The following is a 21,192-nucleotide window of genomic DNA, read 5'->3' on the forward strand; positions in this document are numbered from 1 at the left end:
GAGGGAAATAGACATGGCAGGACGCAAAGGTGGACGTGCGAAACGTCGTAAGGTGTGTTTCTTCACAGCTAACGGCATCACTCGCATTGACTATAAAGATGTTGATTTATTAAAACGTTTCGTTTCTGAGCGTGGTAAAATTTTACCTCGTCGTGTAACAGGAACAAGCGCGAAATACCAACGCAAACTTACAGTTGCAATTAAACGTGCTCGTCAAATGGCACTTTTACCATATGTTGGTGAATAATAGCGTATGAAATGCACAGTAGAGTCGGACTCTACTGTGCATTTTGCTATGCTTTTCTTTTTTGAAAGAGAGGTTAAAATGTGAAACAAGCAAGATTTATTACTGAAGGTGCCGCGTTGTTGGCTATATATGCAATGTTATTGCTTATATCTATGTATGTTCCGATTTTGGGTACAGTTGTAACTTTTGCGTTGCCGTTACCATTTATACTATTAATGATAAGACATAAACTATCTAATGTGCTCGTGGTTTTTGTAGCGGCACTTTTTGTTACTATTATTGTGAGTCAACCGATGAATTTAGTGAAGACAATTATGTTTGGATTGATAGGGATTGTTTTAGGATATATGTATAAAACAAGAAAAAAGCCAGTGGAAATCTTAATAGCTGGGACGCTTGCATACTTAATTGGTTTTGTACTTATTTATGTTGCGAGTATAAAGTTTTTCAACATAGATATAATGAAGCAAATGCAAAGTATATTTAGTGAAAGTATGGCGAAAAGCGAAAAGATAGTAAGTGCTACAGGTATGCCGATTAGTAAGGAACAAAAAGAGTTACTTGCACAAATGAATGATATATTACAATCGTTACTTCCGAGTATACTTTTGCTAGTTTCAGTATGTTTTTCTTGGATTACAGTGATAATATCAGGTAGTGTTTTGAAAAAGTTAAAACATGACGTTATATCTTGGCCTAAATTTAAAGATATACAATTACCAAAGAGTATCATTTGGTATTACGTTATGTTTATTTTGTTAGCAACTTTTATAAAAGTAGAACCAACATCATATTTACATATGGTATTTTCTAACCTAAATGTCATATTTGCACTATTGCTTGTACTGCAAGGTCTGACATTTATCGCCTTTTTAGCGTATAGAAAAGGTTTTACTAAAGGGGTTCCTATTATTAGTTTTATTGCATGCATGTTTATTCCGATGCTGTTTCCTCTTGTGACAATCTTAGGTATAATTGACTTAGGGATTTCATTGCGTTCTAAAATAGGGGGATAAAATAATATTCCTTATACTATTTTAATCTGTTTAACTAACTGGAAGGTGAGTTAGTTTTACTTTATAGGAGTTGTATACATGCCTGAATTTGATAAGAAACAGTGGTTTTTATATCCTGTTTATGTATTGGCATTTTTTGTGTTTGTGCTCATTTCAATTCTCTGTTATTTTCATTTAATTATGGGGATAGCTGCTTTTGTCATTTTTTGTATCGTATTCTTTATCGTTATACGATTTGAACTTAATTTTCAAAGGAATTTCGAAAAGCATACGACAGATATGATTACAAGGGTAAAGAAAGTGAGTAATGAAGCATTTAACCAGATGCCGATTGGTATTTTGTTATACAATAAGGATTATGGGATTGATTGGGCAAATCCTTATTTATCTTCATGTCTGGGACAGCATGCATTAGCTGGATGGCACCTTTACGATGTATCAGAAACATTACTTCTTTTCATTAAAGGAGAAACTTCTGATGATATAGTCTCTTTAAATAATCGAAAGTTTCGCGTTTTTGTAAGGAAAGAAGAAAAGTTAATTTATTTCTTTGATGTAACGGAACAAACAGAAATCGAAAAGATGTACGAGGATCAAAGGACTGTTTTAGCTGTCATCTATTTGGATAATTATGATGAAGTTACACAAGGATTAGATGATCAATTACGTACGAATATAACAAGTCTTGTGACATCGCGACTAAATGAATGGGCACTTAAGTATGGTGCGTATTTAAAACGTGCATCTTCAGAAAGATTCTTCGTTGTGCTAAATGAAAGTATTTTGACGCAGATGGAGAAAGGGAAATTTAGCATTTTAGATCAGGTGCGTGAAGAAACATCTAAAAGGAATATACCACTTACATTAAGTGTGGGTGTCGGATCAGGTGATTTACCTTTATCAGAGCTTGGAGCAATGGCTCAATCTGGTTTAGATCTTGCGCTTGGGCGTGGGGGAGACCAAGTAGCTATTAAACAAGCGACAGGTAAAGTTAAGTTCTATGGAGGTAAGACAAATCCGGTTGAAAAACGTACCCGTGTACGCGCTAGGGTCATTTCGCATGCGTTAAAGGATTTAGTATTAGAAAGTAGTAATGTCATTATTATGGGGCATAGGGCTCCCGATATGGACGCAATTGGTGCTGCGATTGGTATTTTAAAAGTAGCTCAATTAAATGAGCGTAAAGGATATATTGTGTTAGATGAAAATGATTCCGATAAAGGAATTAAGCGTTTGATGGACAAAGTGAAACAAAATGAGGAGTTATGGTCTCGTTTTATTACTCCAGAGCAAGCGATGGAATTTGCAAATGATGAGTCGTTACTTGTTGTTGTCGATACGCATAAACCTTCGATGGTGATGGAGCAAAAACTGTTACGTAAAATTGAAAATGTAGTAGTTATTGATCATCATCGCCGTGGAGAAGATTTTATTGAAGACCCATTGCTAGTTTATATGGAACCATATGCTTCTTCAACAGCAGAATTGGTTACAGAATTACTTGAGTATCAACCTAAAAATTTAAAGATGACAATGTTAGAAGCGACGGCATTGTTAGCGGGTATTATTGTCGACACGAAAAGTTTCACATTCCGGACAGGGGCTCGTACATTTGATGCTGCTTCTTATTTACGCTCGCATGGTGCAGATACTGTACTTGTACAAGAACTTTTAAAGGAAGATATGGATCAGTATTTACGGGTTGCAAAAGCTATAAAAAATGCGTACATTTATAAAAATGGAATTGCGATTGCTAAAGTTGATAGTGATGATTACTACGATCAAGTGCTTATTGCGCAATCGGCAGACACGTTATTAACGATGACAGGGATTATTGCATCATTTGTTGTTGCGAAACGTGGCGAGAACCTCATTGGAATTAGCAGCAGGTCTTTAGGTGAAGTGAATGTGCAGCTAATTATGGAAAACTTAGGCGGTGGCGGGCATTTGACGAATGCAGCCACACAGATGAAAAATGTTACAGTAGATGAAGCTGAGGAGAAGCTTCGATTTGTTATTGATGACTATTTACAGGGAGGCACACAATCATGAAAGTAATTTTTCTAAAAGACGTAAAAGGTAAAGGTAAAAAAGGAGAAGTAAAAAACGTACCAGATGGCTATGCAAATAACTTCTTATTAAAACAAGGATTAGCTGCTGAAGCAACAAATAGCAGTATGAAAACTTTAGAAGCTCAAAAGCGTAAAGAAGAAAAAGATGCAGCAGCAGAGCTTGAAAATGCAAAAGAGTTAAAAGAGATTTTAGAGAAATTAACTGTAGAATTAAAGGCGAAATCTGGAGAAGGTGGCCGTTTATTTGGTTCTATCACAAGCAAACAAATCGTAGATGCAATGCAAAAATCACACAAGATTAAGCTTGATAAACGTAAATTTGAAATGGACGATGCAATCCGCGCGTTAGGTTATACAAACGTTACTGTGAAATTGCATCCACAAGTAACAGCAACAGTAAAAGTTCATGTTAGTGAACAATAAAAATAAATTAAGCAAGGAGGATTGCGTATGAGTGATGTACTTGCTGATCGTACCCCTCCGCATAATATAGAGGCTGAGCAGGCGGTTTTAGGGGCCATATTGATTGATCAAGATGCGTTAACTTCAGCATCAGAGTTATTGGTACCTGATTCGTTCTATCGAACGAAACATCAAAAGATTTTTGAAGTCATGCTTGGGCTATCTGATAAGGGAGAGCCGATCGACTTAGTAATGATGACATCAGCAATGGCTGATCAAGGATTACTAGAAGAAGTTGGTGGGGTTTCTTACTTAGCAGAGTTAGCAGAAGTTGTGCCAACTGCAGCTAACGTAGAATATTACGCACGCATCATCGCTGAAAAGGCGCTTTTACGTCGTTTAATTCGCACGGCGACTCATATTGTATCGGATGGATACGAGAGAGAAGATGATGTGGATGGTCTTTTAAATGAGGCTGAGAAAAAAATATTAGAAGTATCCCATCAAACGAATGCAAAAGCATTCCAAAACATTAAAGATGTTCTTGTAGATGCTTATGACAAAATTGAACTTTTGCATAATCAAAAGGGTGAAGTTACTGGGATACCAACTGGGTTTACTGAATTAGATAAGATGACAGCAGGTTTCCAACGAAATGATTTAATTATCGTGGCAGCACGTCCATCAGTAGGGAAAACGGCATTTTCATTAAATATTGCACAAAACGTAGCGACGAAAACCGATGAAAATGTAGCGATTTTTAGTTTGGAGATGGGTGCTGATCAGCTTGTTATGCGTATGCTTTGTGCAGAAGGGAATATTGATGCACAAAGACTTCGTACTGGTTCATTAACTTCCGATGATTGGGCAAAATTAACAATGGCAATGGGGAGTCTCTCAAATGCTGGTATATATATTGATGATACGCCAGGTATTAAAGTAAATGAGATTCGAGCAAAATGTCGTAGATTAAAGCAAGAACAAGGTCTTGGTATGATTTTGATTGACTATTTGCAGCTTATTCAAGGAAGTGGGAAATCAGGAGAAAACCGTCAGCAGGAAGTATCTGAGATTTCTCGTACCTTAAAAGGGATTGCACGTGAATTGCAAGTGCCTGTTATTGCTTTATCACAGTTATCTCGTGGTGTAGAATCTCGTCAAGATAAACGCCCGATGATGTCTGATATTCGTGAATCTGGAAGTATTGAGCAGGATGCTGATATTGTAGCTTTCCTATATCGTGAAGACTACTATGATCGAGAAACGGAAAACAAAAATACAATTGAAATTATTATTGCAAAACAGCGTAACGGTCCAGTAGGTTCAGTGGAACTTGCATTCGTCAAAGAGTTCAATAAGTTCGTTAACTTAGAACGTCGTTTTGAGGATGGACATGCTCCGCCGGCATAAAGGCAGTATAAAAAAGAAACACATTTCTTATAATAAGATGTGTTTCTTTTTTTTTATAAGAAAGATAAGGCTTTCATAAGTTAAATATATAATTCTTACGAACGAAAAAGTTTTTTTATGAAAAAATGTTCGCTTTTCGGTTGACTTCTTTTTCGGTTTTGGTACAATTATATTGTTTGAATAGATCGTTTGAAAATTGCGGAGGTGCTTTAATAATGTCTTCAGTAGTAGTTGTAGGAACACAATGGGGCGACGAAGGAAAAGGTAAAATCACTGATTTTCTTTCTGAGCATGCGGAAGTAGTTGCAAGATATCAAGGTGGAAATAACGCGGGACATACAATTGTTTTCGGCGGAGTTAAATATAAATTACACTTAATTCCATCTGGTATTTTCTATAAAGAGAAAATTTGTGTAATCGGAAACGGATTAGTAGTAGATCCAAAAGCATTACTTGAAGAGTTAAAATACTTACACGATCGTGGTGTAAGTACTGATAATTTACGTGTAAGTAACCGTGCACATGTTATTTTACCTTACCACTTAAAGCAAGATGAGTTAGAAGAAGCAAGTAAAGGTGATAACAAAATCGGTACAACGAAAAAAGGTATCGGTCCTGCATATATGGATAAAGCTGCTCGTATTGGTATTCGTATGGCTGATCTTTTAGACCGTGAAGCATTTAAAGAGAAGCTTGAGCGCAATTTAGTAGAAAAAAATCGTTTGTTTGAAAAAATGTACGATACAGAAGGTTTCACTGTAGAAGAAATTTTCGAAGAGTACTTCGAGTACGGGCAACAAATCGCGCAATATGTATGTGATACATCTGTTGTATTAAATGATGCATTAGATAATAATCACCGTGTATTATTTGAAGGTGCGCAAGGTGTTATGCTTGATATTGACCACGGTACGTACCCGTTCGTTACATCTTCTAACCCAATTGCTGGTGGTGTAACAGTTGGAACTGGAGTTGGTCCTGCGAAAGTTACTCGCGTTGTAGGTGTATGTAAAGCATATACAAGCCGCGTTGGTGATGGTCCATTCCCTACTGAGCTTCATGATGAAATTGGTCATCAAATTCGTGAAGTTGGTCGCGAGTATGGAACGACAACTGGTCGTCCACGCCGCGTAGGTTGGTTCGATAGCGTTGTTGTAAGACATGCACGTCGTGTTAGTGGTTTAACGGATCTATCATTAAATTCTATCGACGTTTTAACAGGTATTCCAACTCTTAAAATTTGTGTTGCTTACAAATACAATGGTGAAGTTATTGATGAAGTTCCAGCTAACTTAAACATTTTAGCAAAATGTGAGCCTGTATATGAAGAGCTTCCAGGTTGGGAAGAAGATATTACTGGTGTAAAATCATTAGATGAACTTCCTGAAAATGCACGAAAATACGTAGAACGTGTTTCTGAGTTAACAGGAATTCAAATATCTATGTTCTCAGTTGGACCAGATCGTAACCAAACAAATATTGTTCGTAACGTATACGAAGCTTAATTAATAGTGTTTAGAAAAAACTCATGTCCGCATGAGTTTTTTCTTATTCTTTTATAAAAAAACGAAAAAAGTATTGCAATAAATATAGAATACATGTTATGATACATCTTGTCGTCACGAAAATATGACGTTGGTGAGTATGAGCCATTAGCTCAGTTGGTAGAGCATCTGACTTTTAATCAGAGGGTCGAAGGTTCGAGTCCTTCATGGCTCACCATTTTATTTTTCGTGGCCCGTTGGTCAAGTGGTTAAGACACCGCCCTTTCACGGCGGTAACACGGGTTCGAATCCCGTACGGGTCATGTTTTTTTTTGCTTATTTTTGGTCCCGTGGTGTAGTGGTTAACATGCCTGCCTGTCACGCAGGAGATCGCCGGTTCGACCCCGGTCGGGACCGCCACTTTTGTTTATACCACCATTAGTGGTTTTATATATAGTTTTGGCTCGGTAGCTCAGTCGGTAGAGCAGAGGACTGAAAATCCTCGTGTCGGCGGTTCGATTCCGTCCCGAGCCACTCTCAGGATATTAAGTGGGCCCACTTAATATCCTTTTTATTTATGTAATTTTACAAAACTGAGTAGTTATTTTAAAATAGAACGAGGAGCCTCTAGCAGTTGAAGCTAGAGGTTTTTCTATAGATCGTATAAGATGCCGTGTAAAAGTGGATCATACATGAGTCTATGAGAATAGAGGAGAAAATACTTAAACAAAGGATGCGGTCATATAGGACATACTATGTAAACATCAATATGTTTAGGGATTATTGACCATATTTTTATAAGGAGGAAATAGACGATGATGGGAAAGAAAATTTTAGTAGTTGATGATGAAAAGCCGATTGCAGATATTTTGAAGTTTAACTTAGAAAAAGAAGGTTTTGAAATAGTAATGGCACATGATGGTGATGAAGCAATTGAAAAGGCTAATGAAGAGCAACCAGATATGGTTTTATTAGATATTATGCTACCAGGTAAAGACGGCTTAGAGGTTTGCCGTGAAATACGTAAAAGCTCAGAAATGCCGATTATTATGCTTACAGCAAAGGACTCTGAGATTGATAAAGTATTAGGGCTTGAGCTTGGGGCAGATGATTATGTAACGAAGCCATTTAGTACAAGGGAATTACTTGCTCGTGTGAAGGCGAATTTACGCCGCCATCAACAAGGTGGTGCTGCGGAAAAAGAAGAAAATACAGAAATGGTTATTGGACCAATTGTGATTAATCCAAATGCATATAGTGTAACGAAGCGCGAGGAAAATATCGAGCTTACACATCGTGAATTTGAGTTGCTACATTATTTAGCGAAACATTTAGGACAAGTTATGACACGCGAACATTTATTACAAACAGTTTGGGGTTATGACTATTTTGGAGATGTGCGCACAGTAGACGTTACAGTACGTCGTTTGCGTGAAAAAATTGAAGATAATCCAAGCCATCCTACTTTAATTGTAACTAGACGTGGAGTAGGGTATTACTTGCGTGACCCAGAGCAGGAATAGTATATGAAGAAAGTTGGTTTTTTTCAATCTATTCATTTAAAATTTGTGCTTATATATATGCTATTAATATTAATAGCGATGCAAGTTATTGGAGTATATTTCGTAAGGGAATTAGAGAAGAGCTTAGTACAAGGTTTTAGGGATTCTTTAACGCAGCAAACAAACTTATTATCATATAATTTGAAGCAAGAGTTTAAAAAAAGTTATACAAAAGCAGAAACAGAGTCAACAGATGAAACGATTAAAACGTCAATTCGAAAATTTGCCTCTGATCAGAAGAAAGTTATACAAGAGGTAAGTGTATTTGATTCGCACAGAAAGTTACTGGCTATTTCAGATGAATCAAAGCAGAATAAGGTGAATCGAACATCAACTGATATAGCTGTTCAGCGAGTGTTAGTACAAAAAAAGCCAGAAGTGAAAATTGAGAAGGATGGTAGTACAGGTCATCGTGTTCAAGTTATGCTTACTCCGATTCTAGATGATAACGGTAAGGATGCGCTTGGTGTTATTTACATTGTGGCATCTATGGAAGATGTATATAAACAAATGAAGGATATAAATCAAATTTTTGCTACGGGAACAGTAATTGCTTTATTAGTAACGGCCGTACTTGGGATTTTGTTGGCTCAAACAATTACAAGACCAATTTCAGATATGCGGAGACAAGCAATCGAAATGGCAAAAGGAAATTATTCCAGAAAAGTAAAAGTGCATAGCCATGATGAAATTGGACAACTGGCATTATCCTTCAATAATTTATCGAAAAAATTACAACAAGCTCGTTCTTCTACAGAAAGTGAAAGGCGTAAATTATCATCTGTTTTATCACATATGACAGATGGAGTAATTGCTACTGATCGAAAAGGGGATATTATTTTACTAAATGACCCTGCGGAAAAGATGTTAAATGTTTCTCGTGAAACAGCGCTCGATCAATCTGTTTTAGAGGTATTAGGGATACAGGAAGAATTTACGCTCGATCATTTATATGAAGAGCCAGATTCTGTTTTATTAGATTTTAGTACGAGAAATGAACCATATATTTTACGTGCTAGTTTCTCTGTTATTCAAAAAGAAACAGGGAAGGCAAACGGCTTAATTGCTGTACTATATGATGTAACAGAGCAGGAACGTATAGAACGGGAACGCCGTGAGTTTGTGGCAAATGTCTCTCATGAATTAAGGACGCCATTAACGACGATGCGCAGTTATTTAGAGGCACTTACAGATGGAGCATGGCAGGATCCAAATATTGCACCACAATTTTTAACGGTTACACAAGAAGAAACAGAAAGAATGATTAGACTTGTAAATGCGTTGTTACAGCTATCTAAATTGGATAGTACAGAGCATCGTTTAATGAAAGAATGGGTCGACTTTACTGATTTCTTTAATAATATTATTGATCGCTTTGAAATGTCTAAAGAGCAAAATGTAAGTTTCAAACGATCTTTCTCTAAGAAATCTAGATTTATTGATATGGATACTGACAAAATTACTCAAGTGCTGTATAACATTATTTCTAACGCATTAAAGTATTCACCAGAAGGTGGAACAGTAACATATCGTTTACGTGATCGCGGTGATTTATTAGAAATTAGTGTAAGTGACCAAGGAATGGGTATTCCAAAAGAAAACGTTGATAAAATCTTTGAACGTTTTTATCGCGTAGATAAAGCTCGTTCAAGACAAATGGGTGGTACGGGACTTGGATTAGCAATTGCAAAAGAAATGATTGAGGCACATGGTGGCTCTATTTGGGCGAAGAGTGAAGAAGGAAAAGGGACAACTATTTATTTCACGTTACCAATGGCAGCAGATGAAGAGGACGATTGGGAATGAGTATGGAAAACTTTAAAACAATAGTTTTAATTAACCTAGTTGTAATTAGCCTATTTCTTACTTTTAATCTATGGACGTATGTGCCAGATTCTACATCCATGCAAAACGCGAAATTTGTACAGGGGAATGAAGGAATGAACCAAACTAAAATTTCCGATGTTGTCCGTCCTACTTCTATCATCGTGCATAAAGATAAAAATCATTATGGGAGCAGAAGAGAGGCAGATATAGAATCAATCTATAAGCCCCTGGAAGTAGGGGAACTACATGATTTTAGAGAGATATCAATCACTAAGGGTGATTTCCTTTCATATGTGCATGGTGAAGGGAAAGTTGAACTTGTTTTCCCTACCGATATCCCATTTGATGCAGTTAAATCCATGTTTAACATGAAAGAGAAAAGTACAGATAAGCCTAAACACTTTAATCGTATTCTCCTTGATCCTTCTAGAAGTAAGGATCAAGAAATTAAAATTAACTTTGTTTCTGATGGTGATAACTTTAAAATATACGAGGCAAAATTAAGTGGCTTGTATTTAAAAGATATTGTAAATGCCCAAAATCAATTTATAGTATCAGCAAAACCTTATTTTGATTATCAACTCAATGATATGAAAAAATTATTTTTACCAGATGGAACGACAGAGTTAAGCAATATAACATATATTTCATCTAATTTAGCAGTTGATACGTTTAAGAATGCTCTGTTTAGTGATCCTCGTTATTTAAGTCCGATTACCGAGATGTCGAAAGAAACATTTACAGATGGTATTAGATCCATGGAAATTGAAAACGATCGTCACATGCTAAAGTATAAAAACTCTTCTGTCTTAACTGAGAAAACGATAGATAATTTAATGCTTTTACAAAAAAGCTTTGAATTTGTAAGTGGTCACAGTGGGAGTTTGGATTCATATCGTTTGGACTATATGAATAAAGGAGAGACAGTATTTCGCTTAAATGAAGATGGATATCCAGTATTCAATGCAGATGGATTAGCGGAATTAAGACAAGTATGGGGATCAGAAGAAGTAATGGAATATGAAAGACCGTTGCTGTCTTTAAATACTAAAGGTATAGAACAGAAGGTTACTCTTCCGTCAGGGCATGTTGTAATAGCATCCCTAGAAAATAATCCAGAGATAAAGAAACAAGTAATTAAGGATATTGGCATTGGATACAAGTTATCACTAGATGGGCAAGTGGTTCGACTACAACCAATTTGGTATGTAAAGCTTGTTGAAGATGAAACAGGTAAACAGAAAATCTATGAGTGGAGTGAGGGAGGACTAAATGGATTGGGATCGGATTAAAACCATATTTATTGTGACCTTTTTTGTTTTGGACCTCTTTCTCATTTTCCAATTCATTCAAAAGCAAGATAGTAATCAATTGGAGCTTATTGCAGAAACAAAGATAGATCAAGAATTAAAAGCAAATAAAATTACGATGGGAAATATCCCTAAAGAACCGAAAAAAGAGTCATTTATTAGAGCGGAAAATAAAGCCTTTAAAGAAGAAGATATACAGTCTTTGAAAAATCAAACGGTGCATATACAAAATATGTACAAGATAGAAAGTAAGCTAAAAGAGCCTTTTTTAAATACGAAATCATTATCAAAAGATAAGTATAATGAATTTTTGAAGAACTATGTATTGGATGGACAAAAATATGAATTTGGAGCGGTGAAAGACTCTAAAATTTATTTCTTCCAAAAATATAAAGATAAGCCTATTTTCTATAATAATCAGGCGATGATTGTTGTGGAATTAAATGAAAAAAATGAACTTGTTTCATATACGCAGACAATGCTAACTGATTTAAAAGAAATGGGCGAAGGTGAAAAAACGAAAGAGCAAGAAATTATTACGGCTCAAACAGCTTTAGAAAATTTGTATTTAAAAAATAAAATTCATGGAAATACGCATGTTAAAGAAGCGCAAATTGGTTATGCCACTCTTACCGCATCTACTTCTAATAACCAAGTACTTGCTCCAACGTGGAATTTAAAAACGGAGCAGAAGCAGGACTTCTTTGTGAATGCAATTGAAGGACAAGTTATGGAATTAGGAGAAAAGGAAAATCAAGTGGTTGATGAACATACTGGAGTGAGAAAGAATGGGGTTGCATTTTAGCGTACTTGCAAGTGGAAGTACAGGAAATATGCTATACGTAGGAACCGATGAAAAAAAATTACTAGTCGACGCAGGTTTAAGTGGTAAAGCAACAGAGGCTTTATTTAAACAAGCAGAACTAAATATAAATGATGTATCAGGTATTCTTGTAACGCATGAGCATAGTGATCATATTAAAGGATTAGGTGTATTGGCACGTAAATATGATTTACCTGTTTATGCGAATGAGAAAACATGGAATGCAATGGAACATTTAATAGGAAATATCCCAACTGAACAAAAGTTTATTTTCTCAGTTGGTGATGTGAAAACATTTGGTGATATTGAAGTCGAGTCATTTGGAGTTTCTCATGATGCGGCAGAACCGATGTTTTATGCTTTCCATAACAATAATAGGAAATTAGCGCTTATTACAGATACGGGATACGTAAGTGACCGTATGAAGGGCGTTATTAAGGGAGCTAATGCTTTCGTATTTGAAAGTAATCATGATGTAGAAATGCTTCGTATGGGACGTTATCCATGGAGCATTAAACGACGTATTTTAAGTGACGTTGGGCATGTTTGTAATGAGGATGCTGCATTAGCGATGGCAGATGTAATTACAGATGAGACAAAGCATATTTATTTAGCTCATTTAAGCTTAGATAATAATATGAAAGAACTAGCGCGTATGTCAGTATCACAAGTACTAGAGGAAAAAGGATTTGGAGTGGGTGAATCCTTTGAAATTCACGATACAGATCCAAAAATGCCTACAAAAATTCAATACGTATAATTCTTCATTTTAGTAAACAATAAAGGTGAATATAGTTGTTTTCAGGAAGATAGGTGAACAAATATGTCCTTTATTGATGAAGAAAGTTATCGTATGAAACGTGCAGGAAAAAAGAAGCACAAAGGTATAGTTCTTTCGAGTATAGCGGGAACAATTGTAGGAGCTTCTTTATTTGCGTTTGGAGCGCCTTTATTTTCGAATTCTGCTGATACGCTTCCGCAAGCTGAAGCAAGCGGAAGTAATATGGCTGAAGCTCAAGGGATTAAACAGATTAGCTTTGTAGATGCTGTTGATCGTGCATCTGAAGCTGTTGTGGGTGTTATTAACATTCAACGAGATAATTTTTCAGAGGCAGATTCAGAGGCCGGTACAGGATCAGGAGTAATTTATAAAAAGACAGATGGTCAAGCTTATATTGTAACGAATAATCATGTTGTAGCTGGAGCGAATCGTATTGAAGTAAGTCTAAGTGATGGTAAGAAGGTTCCTGGAAAAGTATTAGGAACCGATGTAGTCACAGATTTAGCTGTATTAGAAATAGATGCAAAGCATGTGAAAAAAATAATTGAAATTGGCGATTCTAATACTGTTCGCAGAGGAGAACCAGTTATTGCGATTGGAAACCCACTTGGACTGCAATTTTCTGGAACAGTTACACAAGGTATTATTTCAGCTAATGAACGTATTGTCCCTGTAGATTTAGATCAAGATGGACATTATGATTGGCAAGTAGAAGTGTTACAAACAGATGCAGCGATTAATCCGGGGAATAGTGGTGGTGCGCTTGTAAATGCAGCAGGACAATTAATTGGTATTAATTCAATGAAAATTGCTGCAAAAGAAGTAGAAGGAATCGGCCTTGCTATTCCGGTGACTAGAGCTGTTCCGATTATGAATGAACTTGAGAAGTATGGAAAAGTAAGAAGACCGTATGTTGGGATTGAACTTAGGTCATTAAATGAAATCCCAAACTATTATTGGTCAAAAACATTACATTTACCAGGTACTGTAACAGAGGGCGTTTGTATTTTGGATGTGAAAAGTCCTTCGCCAGGTGCGGATGCTGGTTTAAGAGAACATGATGTTATTGTGGCAGTAGATGGAAAACCGATTCGCGATATTATTGGATTCCGTACGGCCTTATATGATAAGGAAATTAATGATAAAATGACTCTTACGTTTTATCGTGGTACAAAAAGAGTAACAACAACAGTGAAATTAGGCATTCAAAAGTATTAAAAACAGGAGGGCCTACCTCCTGTTTTCTATTGTAGAAAAGTGAGGTGTAGAAAATGAATTTACCTTGTTGTTTAGAACATGTTGAATTAGCGTTAGATATTATTGTGGATGAGTGTGAAGTTGCACCAGTTATCAACAATGTGGATAACTCAGGGAAAGAGAAAAAAACATGTGAATTTTGTCAAAATGAGGCGACATATGTTGTATCGAACACAGATTCTCACACAATATGTGGGTAGTATTTGTGGATATGTGGATAAGTTTTGTGGATAACATGTTTGTAAGGTGGAGGATACGTGTGAATATCTCGATTATTTCAATTGGGAAATTAAAAGAAAAATATTTGAAACAAGGTATAGCAGAATACTTAAAACGATTATCTGCATACGCAAAAGTAGAAGTAATTGAATTACCTGATGAAAAGGCGCCAGAAAATTTAAGTGAAGCAGAAATGTTAATTGTAAAGGAAAAAGAAGGTATACGTATACTCGATAAAATTTCTGATGACACGCATGTGATTGCATTAGCTATAGAAGGAAAGCAAAAGTCATCAGAAGAATTTGCGGTAAGTCTAGATCGCCTTGCTACATACGGAAAGAGTAAAGTCGCATTTGTAATTGGTGGATCACTTGGACTAAGCTCAGAAGTGATGAAGCGTTCAAATGAATCACTTTCTTTTTCAAAGATGACATTGCCACACCAATTAATGCGATTAGTGTTGCTTGAGCAAGTGTATAGAGCGTTTCGGATTAATCGTGGAGAACCGTATCATAAGTAATGTATTCTATGTAAAACACTGATATTATCATATTTATTTTATTATGCCTATAATTGGAGGCTATGTGAATGGTAAGTGATCAGACGAGATATTCTAGACTCGCAAATATAACAAAAATAATAAATACGAAATTAGAACTACGTGACGTATTGCAGCGTGTGACAATGGCGATATCAGAGGAAATTGTTAGGTGCGATGCTGTTGGAATTTATTTACCCCAGGAAGATGGAACATTTAGAGGGTTTGCAGGAAAACCAGAGACTATAAATGGCGTAACGCTCGATACTCAAGTAATTGATCCTGAAATAGACTTACTGGCAAAAGAGGTTATTGAAACGAAAAAAACCATCTATATTCCTGATACCTCAAAGGATCATCGACCAGATCCGAGACCGGTTAATGCATTCAAAATTAATTCCTTATTAGCTCTGCCTATCTCATTTGGGCAAGAGTTATTTGGTCTAGTTTTTTTATTTGATTATGGAATTCCGATGAACTTAACAGATTCAGAAATTCAAAGTGTTGAAGCTTATGTAAATATGGCTGCGGTTGCAATTCAAAACACAAATAATTTAAAACAAAAGGAAAACCTTATTGCTGAGAAGCAGCTGTTACTAAATGTTACACGTGATTTATCAATGTGTTCCTCGATACAGGAGAGTTTTGATAAATGCTTTTTTTACCTAGAACAGATTTTAGAGAGTAAAAATATGACTGCCCATCTTCTAGATCCGCTAGATAAAACAACAATTAAAACAACGAAATTAAGTAAGGGCTGTCATTGGACAGAGAAAAGCTATGAAGCCAAGATTCAAGAAGTTATTCAAACAAAAAATATAGATAATAAGGGTCTATTGATGATTCCATTGGTTTCAATTGGAGAAGTATTAGGGGTAATCGTCGTTGGCAAAGAAGGAAAAGCTCACAATTATGATCATTCTCAACTTCAACTAGCAAAATCTATCGTTGATGCCACAGCCCCTACGTTTTCGAATTTGTCATATATGGATCAACTAGAAAGCATAGTGGAAGAGCGAACGAGAGAGCTAGCTGCTGCTAATGAAAAAGTTACAAGTGTGATTGAATGTATTACGGATGGATTTTTTATTTTAAATAATAAATGGGAATTTACGTACGTAAATAAGCACCAATATTTTCCGAAAAGAAAAACAGCAAAAGATGTATTAGGAAAGAATATATGGGATGTTTTCCCGAGTGAAATCGACACAGTTATGTATAAGGAATTTCATCGTGCGATGTCAGAGCGAACTACAGTTCATTTCGAATTTCTTTCTACTGCAGATGAATATTGGCACGAAGTTATTGCATACCCGTATGATGATGGTATTTGTTGTATTTTTAAAAACATAACGGAAAAAAAGAAATATGAACAGGAATTGAAAAGATTATCCAACATAGATTTAATAGGGCAAATGGCAGCAGGTATCAGCCATGAAATTAGAAATCCAATGACAACAGTACTAGGATTTTTACAGTTATTAAAAGAAGAGAATACCTATGAGAAACATAATAAGTACTTTCATTTAATGATTGAAGAACTTAACCGTGCCAATTCTATTATTACTGAATTTCTCTCAATGGGTAATACAAGGAAATCGGATTTGCAGATGTTAGATTTAAATTCAATTATCCACGATATTATTCCTTTAATAAAGATTGATACGTACAATCAAAATAAATATATTCAAGTCGATACAAATGACATTCCAGAATTACTTTTAAATCGTAATGAAATACGGCAATTATTAATGAATCTATATCGTAATGGCTTAGAAGCGATGAATACAGGGAAAGTTCTAACCATTAGCACTTACAAGGAAGGTCAAAATTGTGTGGTGCTTGCAGTGCGGGATCAAGGAAAAGGTATAAGGCCTGAAGTATTAGAGAAACTGGGTACGCCGTTTTACACGACCAAAGATAATGGAACTGGATTGGGGCTAGGTGTATGTTATGCCATTGCTGCCCGCCATAATGCAAAAATAGAAATTCAAACAGGATCGGAAGGCACTACCTTTTTTGTTAAATTTAATTATGAAAATAATAAAAAATAACCTTATTTAGAATAGTTACGGTGAACCGTATCATAAATAAATTTATTCTTTGCATATAAAAGGATAAAAAGACCATTGGACAAAAATTACCGATGGTCTTTTAAATATCATTAGATGGTATGTAGATTTCCTAAAATAAGTATGTTTCTATTTCCATAAAAATATGCTGTAATATGAAGAGGAAAAAGTATAAGTAGTTAGAGAAGTGAGGAATTAAAGGTGAAGAAGTTTAAGAAGTTTTACTTGGAGATTACGAGTGTATGTAATCTTGCGTGTAGCTTTTGTCCGCCGACGGAAAGGCAGAAGCAATTCATTTCTGTGGAGGATTTTGCTAAAAGATTAGACCAAATTAAACCTCACACAGACTACATTTATTTGCACGTGAAGGGTGAGCCGTTGCTCCATCCGAAAATAGATCAACTATTAGACTTAAGTCATGAAAAAGGGTTTAAAGTTAATATTACAACGAACGGAACGTTAATTAATAAGAGAAGACATAGGCTGTTAAATAAGCCTGCGTTAAGACAAATGAATTTTTCACTGCATAGTTTTGATGGACATCCAGGTTCGCAAGATAAAGAGGGCTATGTAAGGAGTATACTTTCCTTCATTAGGGAAGCGACAAGTCAATCAGATTTAATTGTATCGTTAAGGTTATGGAATTTAACTCAGGATAATAAAACAAATGCTGAAATCCAGAAAAATAGAGAGTTATTATCTATAATTGAAAATGAATTTGATCTATCTTATCAAATTGAAGAGAAGCTTACACCAGGAAAAGGTATAAAAATTGCAGAACGTGTCTTTATTAATCAAGACTATGAATTCCAGTGGCCAGCATTACATGAGGAAGAGGATGATGGGAAAGGATTCTGCCATGGACTTCGTAATCAAGCGGGTATTTTAGCGAATGGAACAGTTATTCCTTGTTGTTTAGATGGTGAAGGGATTATTAACCTTGGGAATATTAATAATGATTCATTTTCTAACATTATTGAAGGTGAAAGAGCAACAAACATTGTCGATGGATTTTCGAAAAGAGTTGCGGTTGAAGAACTTTGCAGGAAATGTGGATATCGCAAACGGTTTGGGAAGTAAATATGAAATAAGCCCTCATTAAAGCGAGGGCTTATTTTTTTATTCTTGATAAGAATGCTCTAATTCATCAATTAATGAACCAACGTAAGAAACAGCTTTACGGATTGCATCTGGTTTTGACATATCTACTCCGGCATGTTTCATTAGTTCAAGTGGTTTCATTGTACCACCAGCACGAAGCACATCTAACCAGCGATCAATAGCAGGTTGTCTTTCCTCTTTAATCATTTGAGCTACTGCAGTGGATGCAGTGAGGCCTGCGGAATATGTATAAGAATATAGACCCATATAATAATGAGGTTGACGCATCCAAGTTAAGCCTGCACCTTCATCGATTTCTACAGAATCTCCCCAGAATGTCGATAGGACATTCGTTTTGATTTCAGTTAAAGTTGTAGCTGTAAGGGCCTGTCCTTCTTCTGCTAGAGCATATACTCTACGTTGATATTCACCCTCAAGTAAGTGAGTAACAAAGTTGTGATAATATGTGCCAAGTAGTTGCAGAATAACCCATCTGCGCATTCTCTTATCGTCAGTAGTCGCTAGTAAATGCTGAGCTAATAGTAATTCATTCATAGTTGATGGTGCTTCAACAAAGTACATAGATGGGCGTACGTTCATAATACGTTGATTTTTATTTGCTAAATAAAAATGACCAGCATGTCCAAATTCATGTGCTAATGTAAAGCATCCGCGCATCGTATTTTGCCATGTAATTAAAATATAGGGATGAGAGCCGTATGGACTTGAGCAAAATGCTCCTGTTGATTTACCTACGTTATCTGCAAGATCTACCCATCTTTCTTTGAATCCTTTTTCGATTATGGAACTATATTCATCGCCTAATATTTTTAAAGAATCTTGAATGAGCGTGCCTGCGTCTTCATAAGTAATCGACGGATTAAATTCGGAATCTAAAGGTGCATGTAAGTCACAGAAAAGCATTTGATCGAGTCCTAATACTTTCCTTTTTAAATCTGCAAAACGGCGCATATGAGGTGCTAGTTCTTTATAAATAATATCAAGTTGGTTGTTATACATTTCAAGTGGAACCTTTTGTGGTTCTAATAGCATATGGGTAACGGATTCATATTTACGTAAACGAGAAAGTGTTACTTGTTTTTTTACTTCAGTAGCATATGTTGTGGCAATTGTATTTTTATATCGTTTTAGTGTGGAAACAAATGATGAATATGCTTTTCGACGTATATATGTGCTTGGAGAAAATTCATATTTGCTTTCAACTAATGAGAATGAAACAGGAAGTTCGTTTCCTTGTTCGTCTTGTATAGAAGTGAAATCCATATCGGCCAATTTAGTCATGCCGTAAATTTTGTATGGAGAACTATGAACTTCGCCAAGTGCAGCAAGTGCTTCTTCTGTTTCAGGAGAGAGTGTGTGCTGTCTTTTTTGTAGTATTTCTAGTAACGATTTACGGAAAGGTTCGAGTTTTGTTTCTTCAGTTAAATATTTTTCAATTGTTCCTTCGTCGAATGAGAGGATTTCATTATGAATAAAGGATAGTGCAGTATGTACTTTCGTCCATAAAGCAGAAATTTTGGAAGAGTTCGCTTGAATACTTGGATTTGTACGATCAGTAGATTCTTTTAAATTTGCATATGAGTATAGTTTTGTTAACGTCATTAAAAGCTCTTCTTCTAAAAGTAGGCAATTTAATAAAGTGTGGGAGCTAGTATGTAAATGCCCTTTAAATGAATCAAGTTTCTGTATATCATTTTCCAATGCGTTTAATGCAGCATGCCATTCGGCATCAGAATTATACAAATCGGATAAATCCCATGTTAGTTCAGCAGGTACCTCTGCGCGATTAAGGCGATTTTCCATTACATTTTTCAAGTCGTATCTCCTCCTTATTAAGACTATCTAAACACATGATACTAGAAAATTCAGTTAAATTAAAATATTTTATATTTTTATATACAAAAAAGAAGGACAAGCATGAAAATGCTTGTCCTTCGAGTTAATTTAAGAATTAATATACTTTGTCACCATTGAAAATCGAGTTTTTCACGACAACATAATCTACAGTACGAATAGCGTCTAATTTTGTTCCGCCAGCGTAAGAGATAGAAGATTGAAGATCTTGTTCCATTTCGATTAACGTATCTTCTAAAGAACCTTTATGCTCAACGAACATTTTCTTACCTTCAACGTTTTTCTTCTCACCCTTTTGGAATTCAGAAGCAGAACCGAAGTATTCTTTATAAAGTTTGCCATCTCTTTCAATTGTTTCCCCTGGAGACTCTTCGTGACCAGCGAATAGAGAACCGATCATGACCATAGTTGCCCCAAATCGAATAGATTTAGCTACGTCGCCGTGTGTACGAATACCACCATCAGCGATAATTGGCTTACTTGCAGCTTTTGCACACCAGCGAAGTGCAGCTAGCTGCCAACCACCAGTTCCGAAGCCTGTTTTAATTTTAGTAATACAAACTTTACCAGGTCCAATACCAACTTTTGTTGCATCGGCACCAGCATTTTCTAATTCTCTTACCGCTTCTGGAGTTCCAACGTTTCCAGCGATAACGAAGCTCTCTGGTAAATGTTTTTTAATATGTTGAATCATGTTGATCACAGCATTAGAATGACCGTGTGCGATATCAATCGTGATATATTCAGGTGTAAGTTGCTCAGCAGCTAATTGTTGTACGAATTCATATTCGTCCTCTTTTACACCAACGCTGATAGAAGCGATTAATCCACGTGATTGCATATCTCTAATGAATGAGATTCGTTTCTCTGGTTGGAAACGATGCATGATATAAAAGTAGTTGTTCTCAGCTAAATAAGTTGCAATTCTTTCATCAATAATCGTTTGCATATTTGCAGGTACGACAGGTAATTTAAATTTATGTTTTCCTAAAGTGACAGTTGTATCACATTCAGAGCGGCTATTTACAATACATTTTGCAGGAATTAATTGAATATCTTCATAGTCGAATACGTTTTCCATCATTTACACCCCTAAAATACGAATATTTTATTTTTATTAATCAAAAATGTTCGTCCATAGGATAATTTACATTATTTTTATTAAGAAGTCAAAGGATTTCTTAACATTTTTTGAA

18 protein-coding genes and 4 tRNA genes are annotated in these 21,192 nt (G+C 35.7%); 20 read left to right on the top strand and 2 right to left on the bottom strand.

The window, feature by feature from the left end; translation table 11 throughout:
- Positions 1 to 13: 13 nt before the first annotated feature.
- The 20 genes from rpsR (at position 14) to ACQGS6_RS04670 (ending at position 18,100) form a co-directional block, all read left to right on the top strand.
- On the top strand, positions 14 to 247 hold the full coding sequence (rpsR, locus tag ACQGS6_RS04575; RefSeq protein WP_000918873.1) for a 30S ribosomal protein S18: 234 nt from the start codon (positions 14 to 16) through the stop codon (positions 245 to 247).
- Between the two features lie 80 nt (positions 248 to 327).
- Complete coding sequence (locus ACQGS6_RS04580; protein ID WP_025966407.1) at positions 328 to 1,263, top strand: YybS family protein; 936 nt, start codon at positions 328 to 330, stop codon at positions 1,261 to 1,263.
- Positions 1,264 to 1,341: 78 nt separating this feature from the next.
- Positions 1,342 to 3,315, top strand: a complete 1,974-nt coding sequence (locus ACQGS6_RS04585) for a DHH family phosphoesterase (protein WP_001113789.1) — start codon at positions 1,342 to 1,344, stop codon at positions 3,313 to 3,315.
- Positions 3,312 to 3,758 (top strand): 50S ribosomal protein L9, encoded by a 447-nt coding sequence (gene rplI / locus ACQGS6_RS04590; protein WP_000864227.1) that lies wholly within the window; start codon positions 3,312 to 3,314, stop codon positions 3,756 to 3,758. Before ACQGS6_RS04585 ends, rplI begins: the two co-directional genes overlap by 4 nt.
- 27 nt (positions 3,759 to 3,785) lie before the next feature.
- Positions 3,786 to 5,147 (top strand): replicative DNA helicase, encoded by a 1,362-nt coding sequence (gene dnaB, locus ACQGS6_RS04595; RefSeq protein ID WP_001286148.1) that lies wholly within the window; start codon positions 3,786 to 3,788, stop codon positions 5,145 to 5,147.
- Positions 5,148 to 5,362: 215 nt separating this feature from the next.
- Positions 5,363 to 6,652 (top strand): adenylosuccinate synthase, encoded by a 1,290-nt coding sequence (locus ACQGS6_RS04600; protein ID WP_000100238.1) that lies wholly within the window; start codon positions 5,363 to 5,365, stop codon positions 6,650 to 6,652.
- Positions 6,653 to 6,793: 141 nt separating this feature from the next.
- Positions 6,794 to 6,869: transfer RNA gene (locus tag ACQGS6_RS04605), tRNA-Lys, on the top strand.
- 13 nt (positions 6,870 to 6,882) lie between these two features.
- Positions 6,883 to 6,954, top strand: a tRNA-Glu gene (locus ACQGS6_RS04610).
- Between the two features lie 21 nt (positions 6,955 to 6,975).
- Positions 6,976 to 7,051 (top strand) — tRNA-Asp (locus ACQGS6_RS04615).
- A gap of 41 nt (positions 7,052 to 7,092) precedes the next feature.
- Positions 7,093 to 7,165, top strand: a tRNA-Phe gene (locus ACQGS6_RS04620).
- 281 nt (positions 7,166 to 7,446) lie between these two features.
- The gene (walR, locus tag ACQGS6_RS04625) at positions 7,447 to 8,154 is read left to right on the top strand and encodes a cell wall metabolism DNA-binding response regulator WalR (protein ID WP_000971865.1); all 708 of its coding nucleotides are present in this window, start codon (positions 7,447 to 7,449) and stop codon (positions 8,152 to 8,154) included.
- 3 nt (positions 8,155 to 8,157) lie between these two features.
- A complete protein-coding gene (walK, locus tag ACQGS6_RS04630) occupies positions 8,158 to 9,999 on the top strand; it encodes a cell wall metabolism sensor histidine kinase WalK (protein ID WP_000755367.1) in 1,842 nt (613 codons plus the stop codon).
- Positions 9,996 to 11,312 carry a YycH family regulatory protein gene (locus tag ACQGS6_RS04635; protein WP_000061563.1) on the top strand — a complete coding sequence of 439 codons (1,317 nt, stop codon included), beginning with the start codon at positions 9,996 to 9,998 and terminating at the stop codon, positions 11,310 to 11,312. The genes walK and ACQGS6_RS04635 overlap by 4 nt, the downstream gene beginning before the upstream one ends.
- A complete protein-coding gene (locus tag ACQGS6_RS04640; RefSeq protein WP_000383740.1) occupies positions 11,293 to 12,135 on the top strand; it encodes a two-component system regulatory protein YycI in 843 nt (280 codons plus the stop codon). The genes ACQGS6_RS04635 and ACQGS6_RS04640 overlap by 20 nt, the downstream gene beginning before the upstream one ends.
- Positions 12,119 to 12,913 carry an MBL fold metallo-hydrolase gene (locus tag ACQGS6_RS04645; protein WP_000522837.1) on the top strand — a complete coding sequence of 265 codons (795 nt, stop codon included), beginning with the start codon at positions 12,119 to 12,121 and terminating at the stop codon, positions 12,911 to 12,913. Before ACQGS6_RS04640 ends, ACQGS6_RS04645 begins: the two co-directional genes overlap by 17 nt.
- A 63-nt stretch (positions 12,914 to 12,976) precedes the next feature.
- Positions 12,977 to 14,152: a S1C family serine protease gene (locus tag ACQGS6_RS04650; protein WP_000008042.1), complete on the top strand. Its 1,176-nt coding sequence runs from the start codon at positions 12,977 to 12,979 to the stop codon at positions 14,150 to 14,152.
- A gap of 53 nt (positions 14,153 to 14,205) precedes the next feature.
- On the top strand, positions 14,206 to 14,391 hold the full coding sequence (locus ACQGS6_RS04655; protein WP_001052831.1) for a CxxH/CxxC protein: 186 nt from the start codon (positions 14,206 to 14,208) through the stop codon (positions 14,389 to 14,391).
- A gap of 59 nt (positions 14,392 to 14,450) precedes the next feature.
- A complete protein-coding gene (gene rlmH / locus ACQGS6_RS04660) occupies positions 14,451 to 14,930 on the top strand; it encodes a 23S rRNA (pseudouridine(1915)-N(3))-methyltransferase RlmH (RefSeq protein ID WP_001027003.1) in 480 nt (159 codons plus the stop codon).
- 68 nt (positions 14,931 to 14,998) lie between these two features.
- Entirely contained in the window at positions 14,999 to 17,002 is a 2,004-nt protein-coding gene (locus tag ACQGS6_RS04665; protein WP_426964927.1) for a GAF domain-containing sensor histidine kinase, read from the top strand.
- 219 nt (positions 17,003 to 17,221) lie between these two features.
- Positions 17,222 to 18,100 carry a radical SAM/SPASM domain-containing protein gene (locus tag ACQGS6_RS04670; RefSeq protein WP_000713633.1) on the top strand — a complete coding sequence of 293 codons (879 nt, stop codon included), beginning with the start codon at positions 17,222 to 17,224 and terminating at the stop codon, positions 18,098 to 18,100.
- Positions 18,101 to 18,139: 39 nt separating this feature from the next.
- On the opposite strand, the gene pepF is transcribed toward ACQGS6_RS04670, so the two are convergent.
- The gene (gene pepF / locus ACQGS6_RS04675; protein WP_426964928.1) at positions 18,140 to 19,957 is read right to left on the bottom strand and encodes an oligoendopeptidase F; all 1,818 of its coding nucleotides are present in this window, start codon (positions 19,955 to 19,957) and stop codon (positions 18,140 to 18,142) included.
- 136 nt (positions 19,958 to 20,093) lie between these two features.
- A complete protein-coding gene (gene guaC / locus ACQGS6_RS04680) occupies positions 20,094 to 21,077 on the bottom strand; it encodes a GMP reductase (RefSeq protein ID WP_000432447.1) in 984 nt (327 codons plus the stop codon).
- Positions 21,078 to 21,192: the final 115 nt, after the last annotated feature.

The sequence above is a fragment of the Bacillus sp. GMs2/2 genome, assembly GCF_050172095.1.
Classification (GTDB): domain Bacteria; phylum Bacillota; class Bacilli; order Bacillales; family Bacillaceae_G; genus Bacillus_A; species Bacillus_A cereus.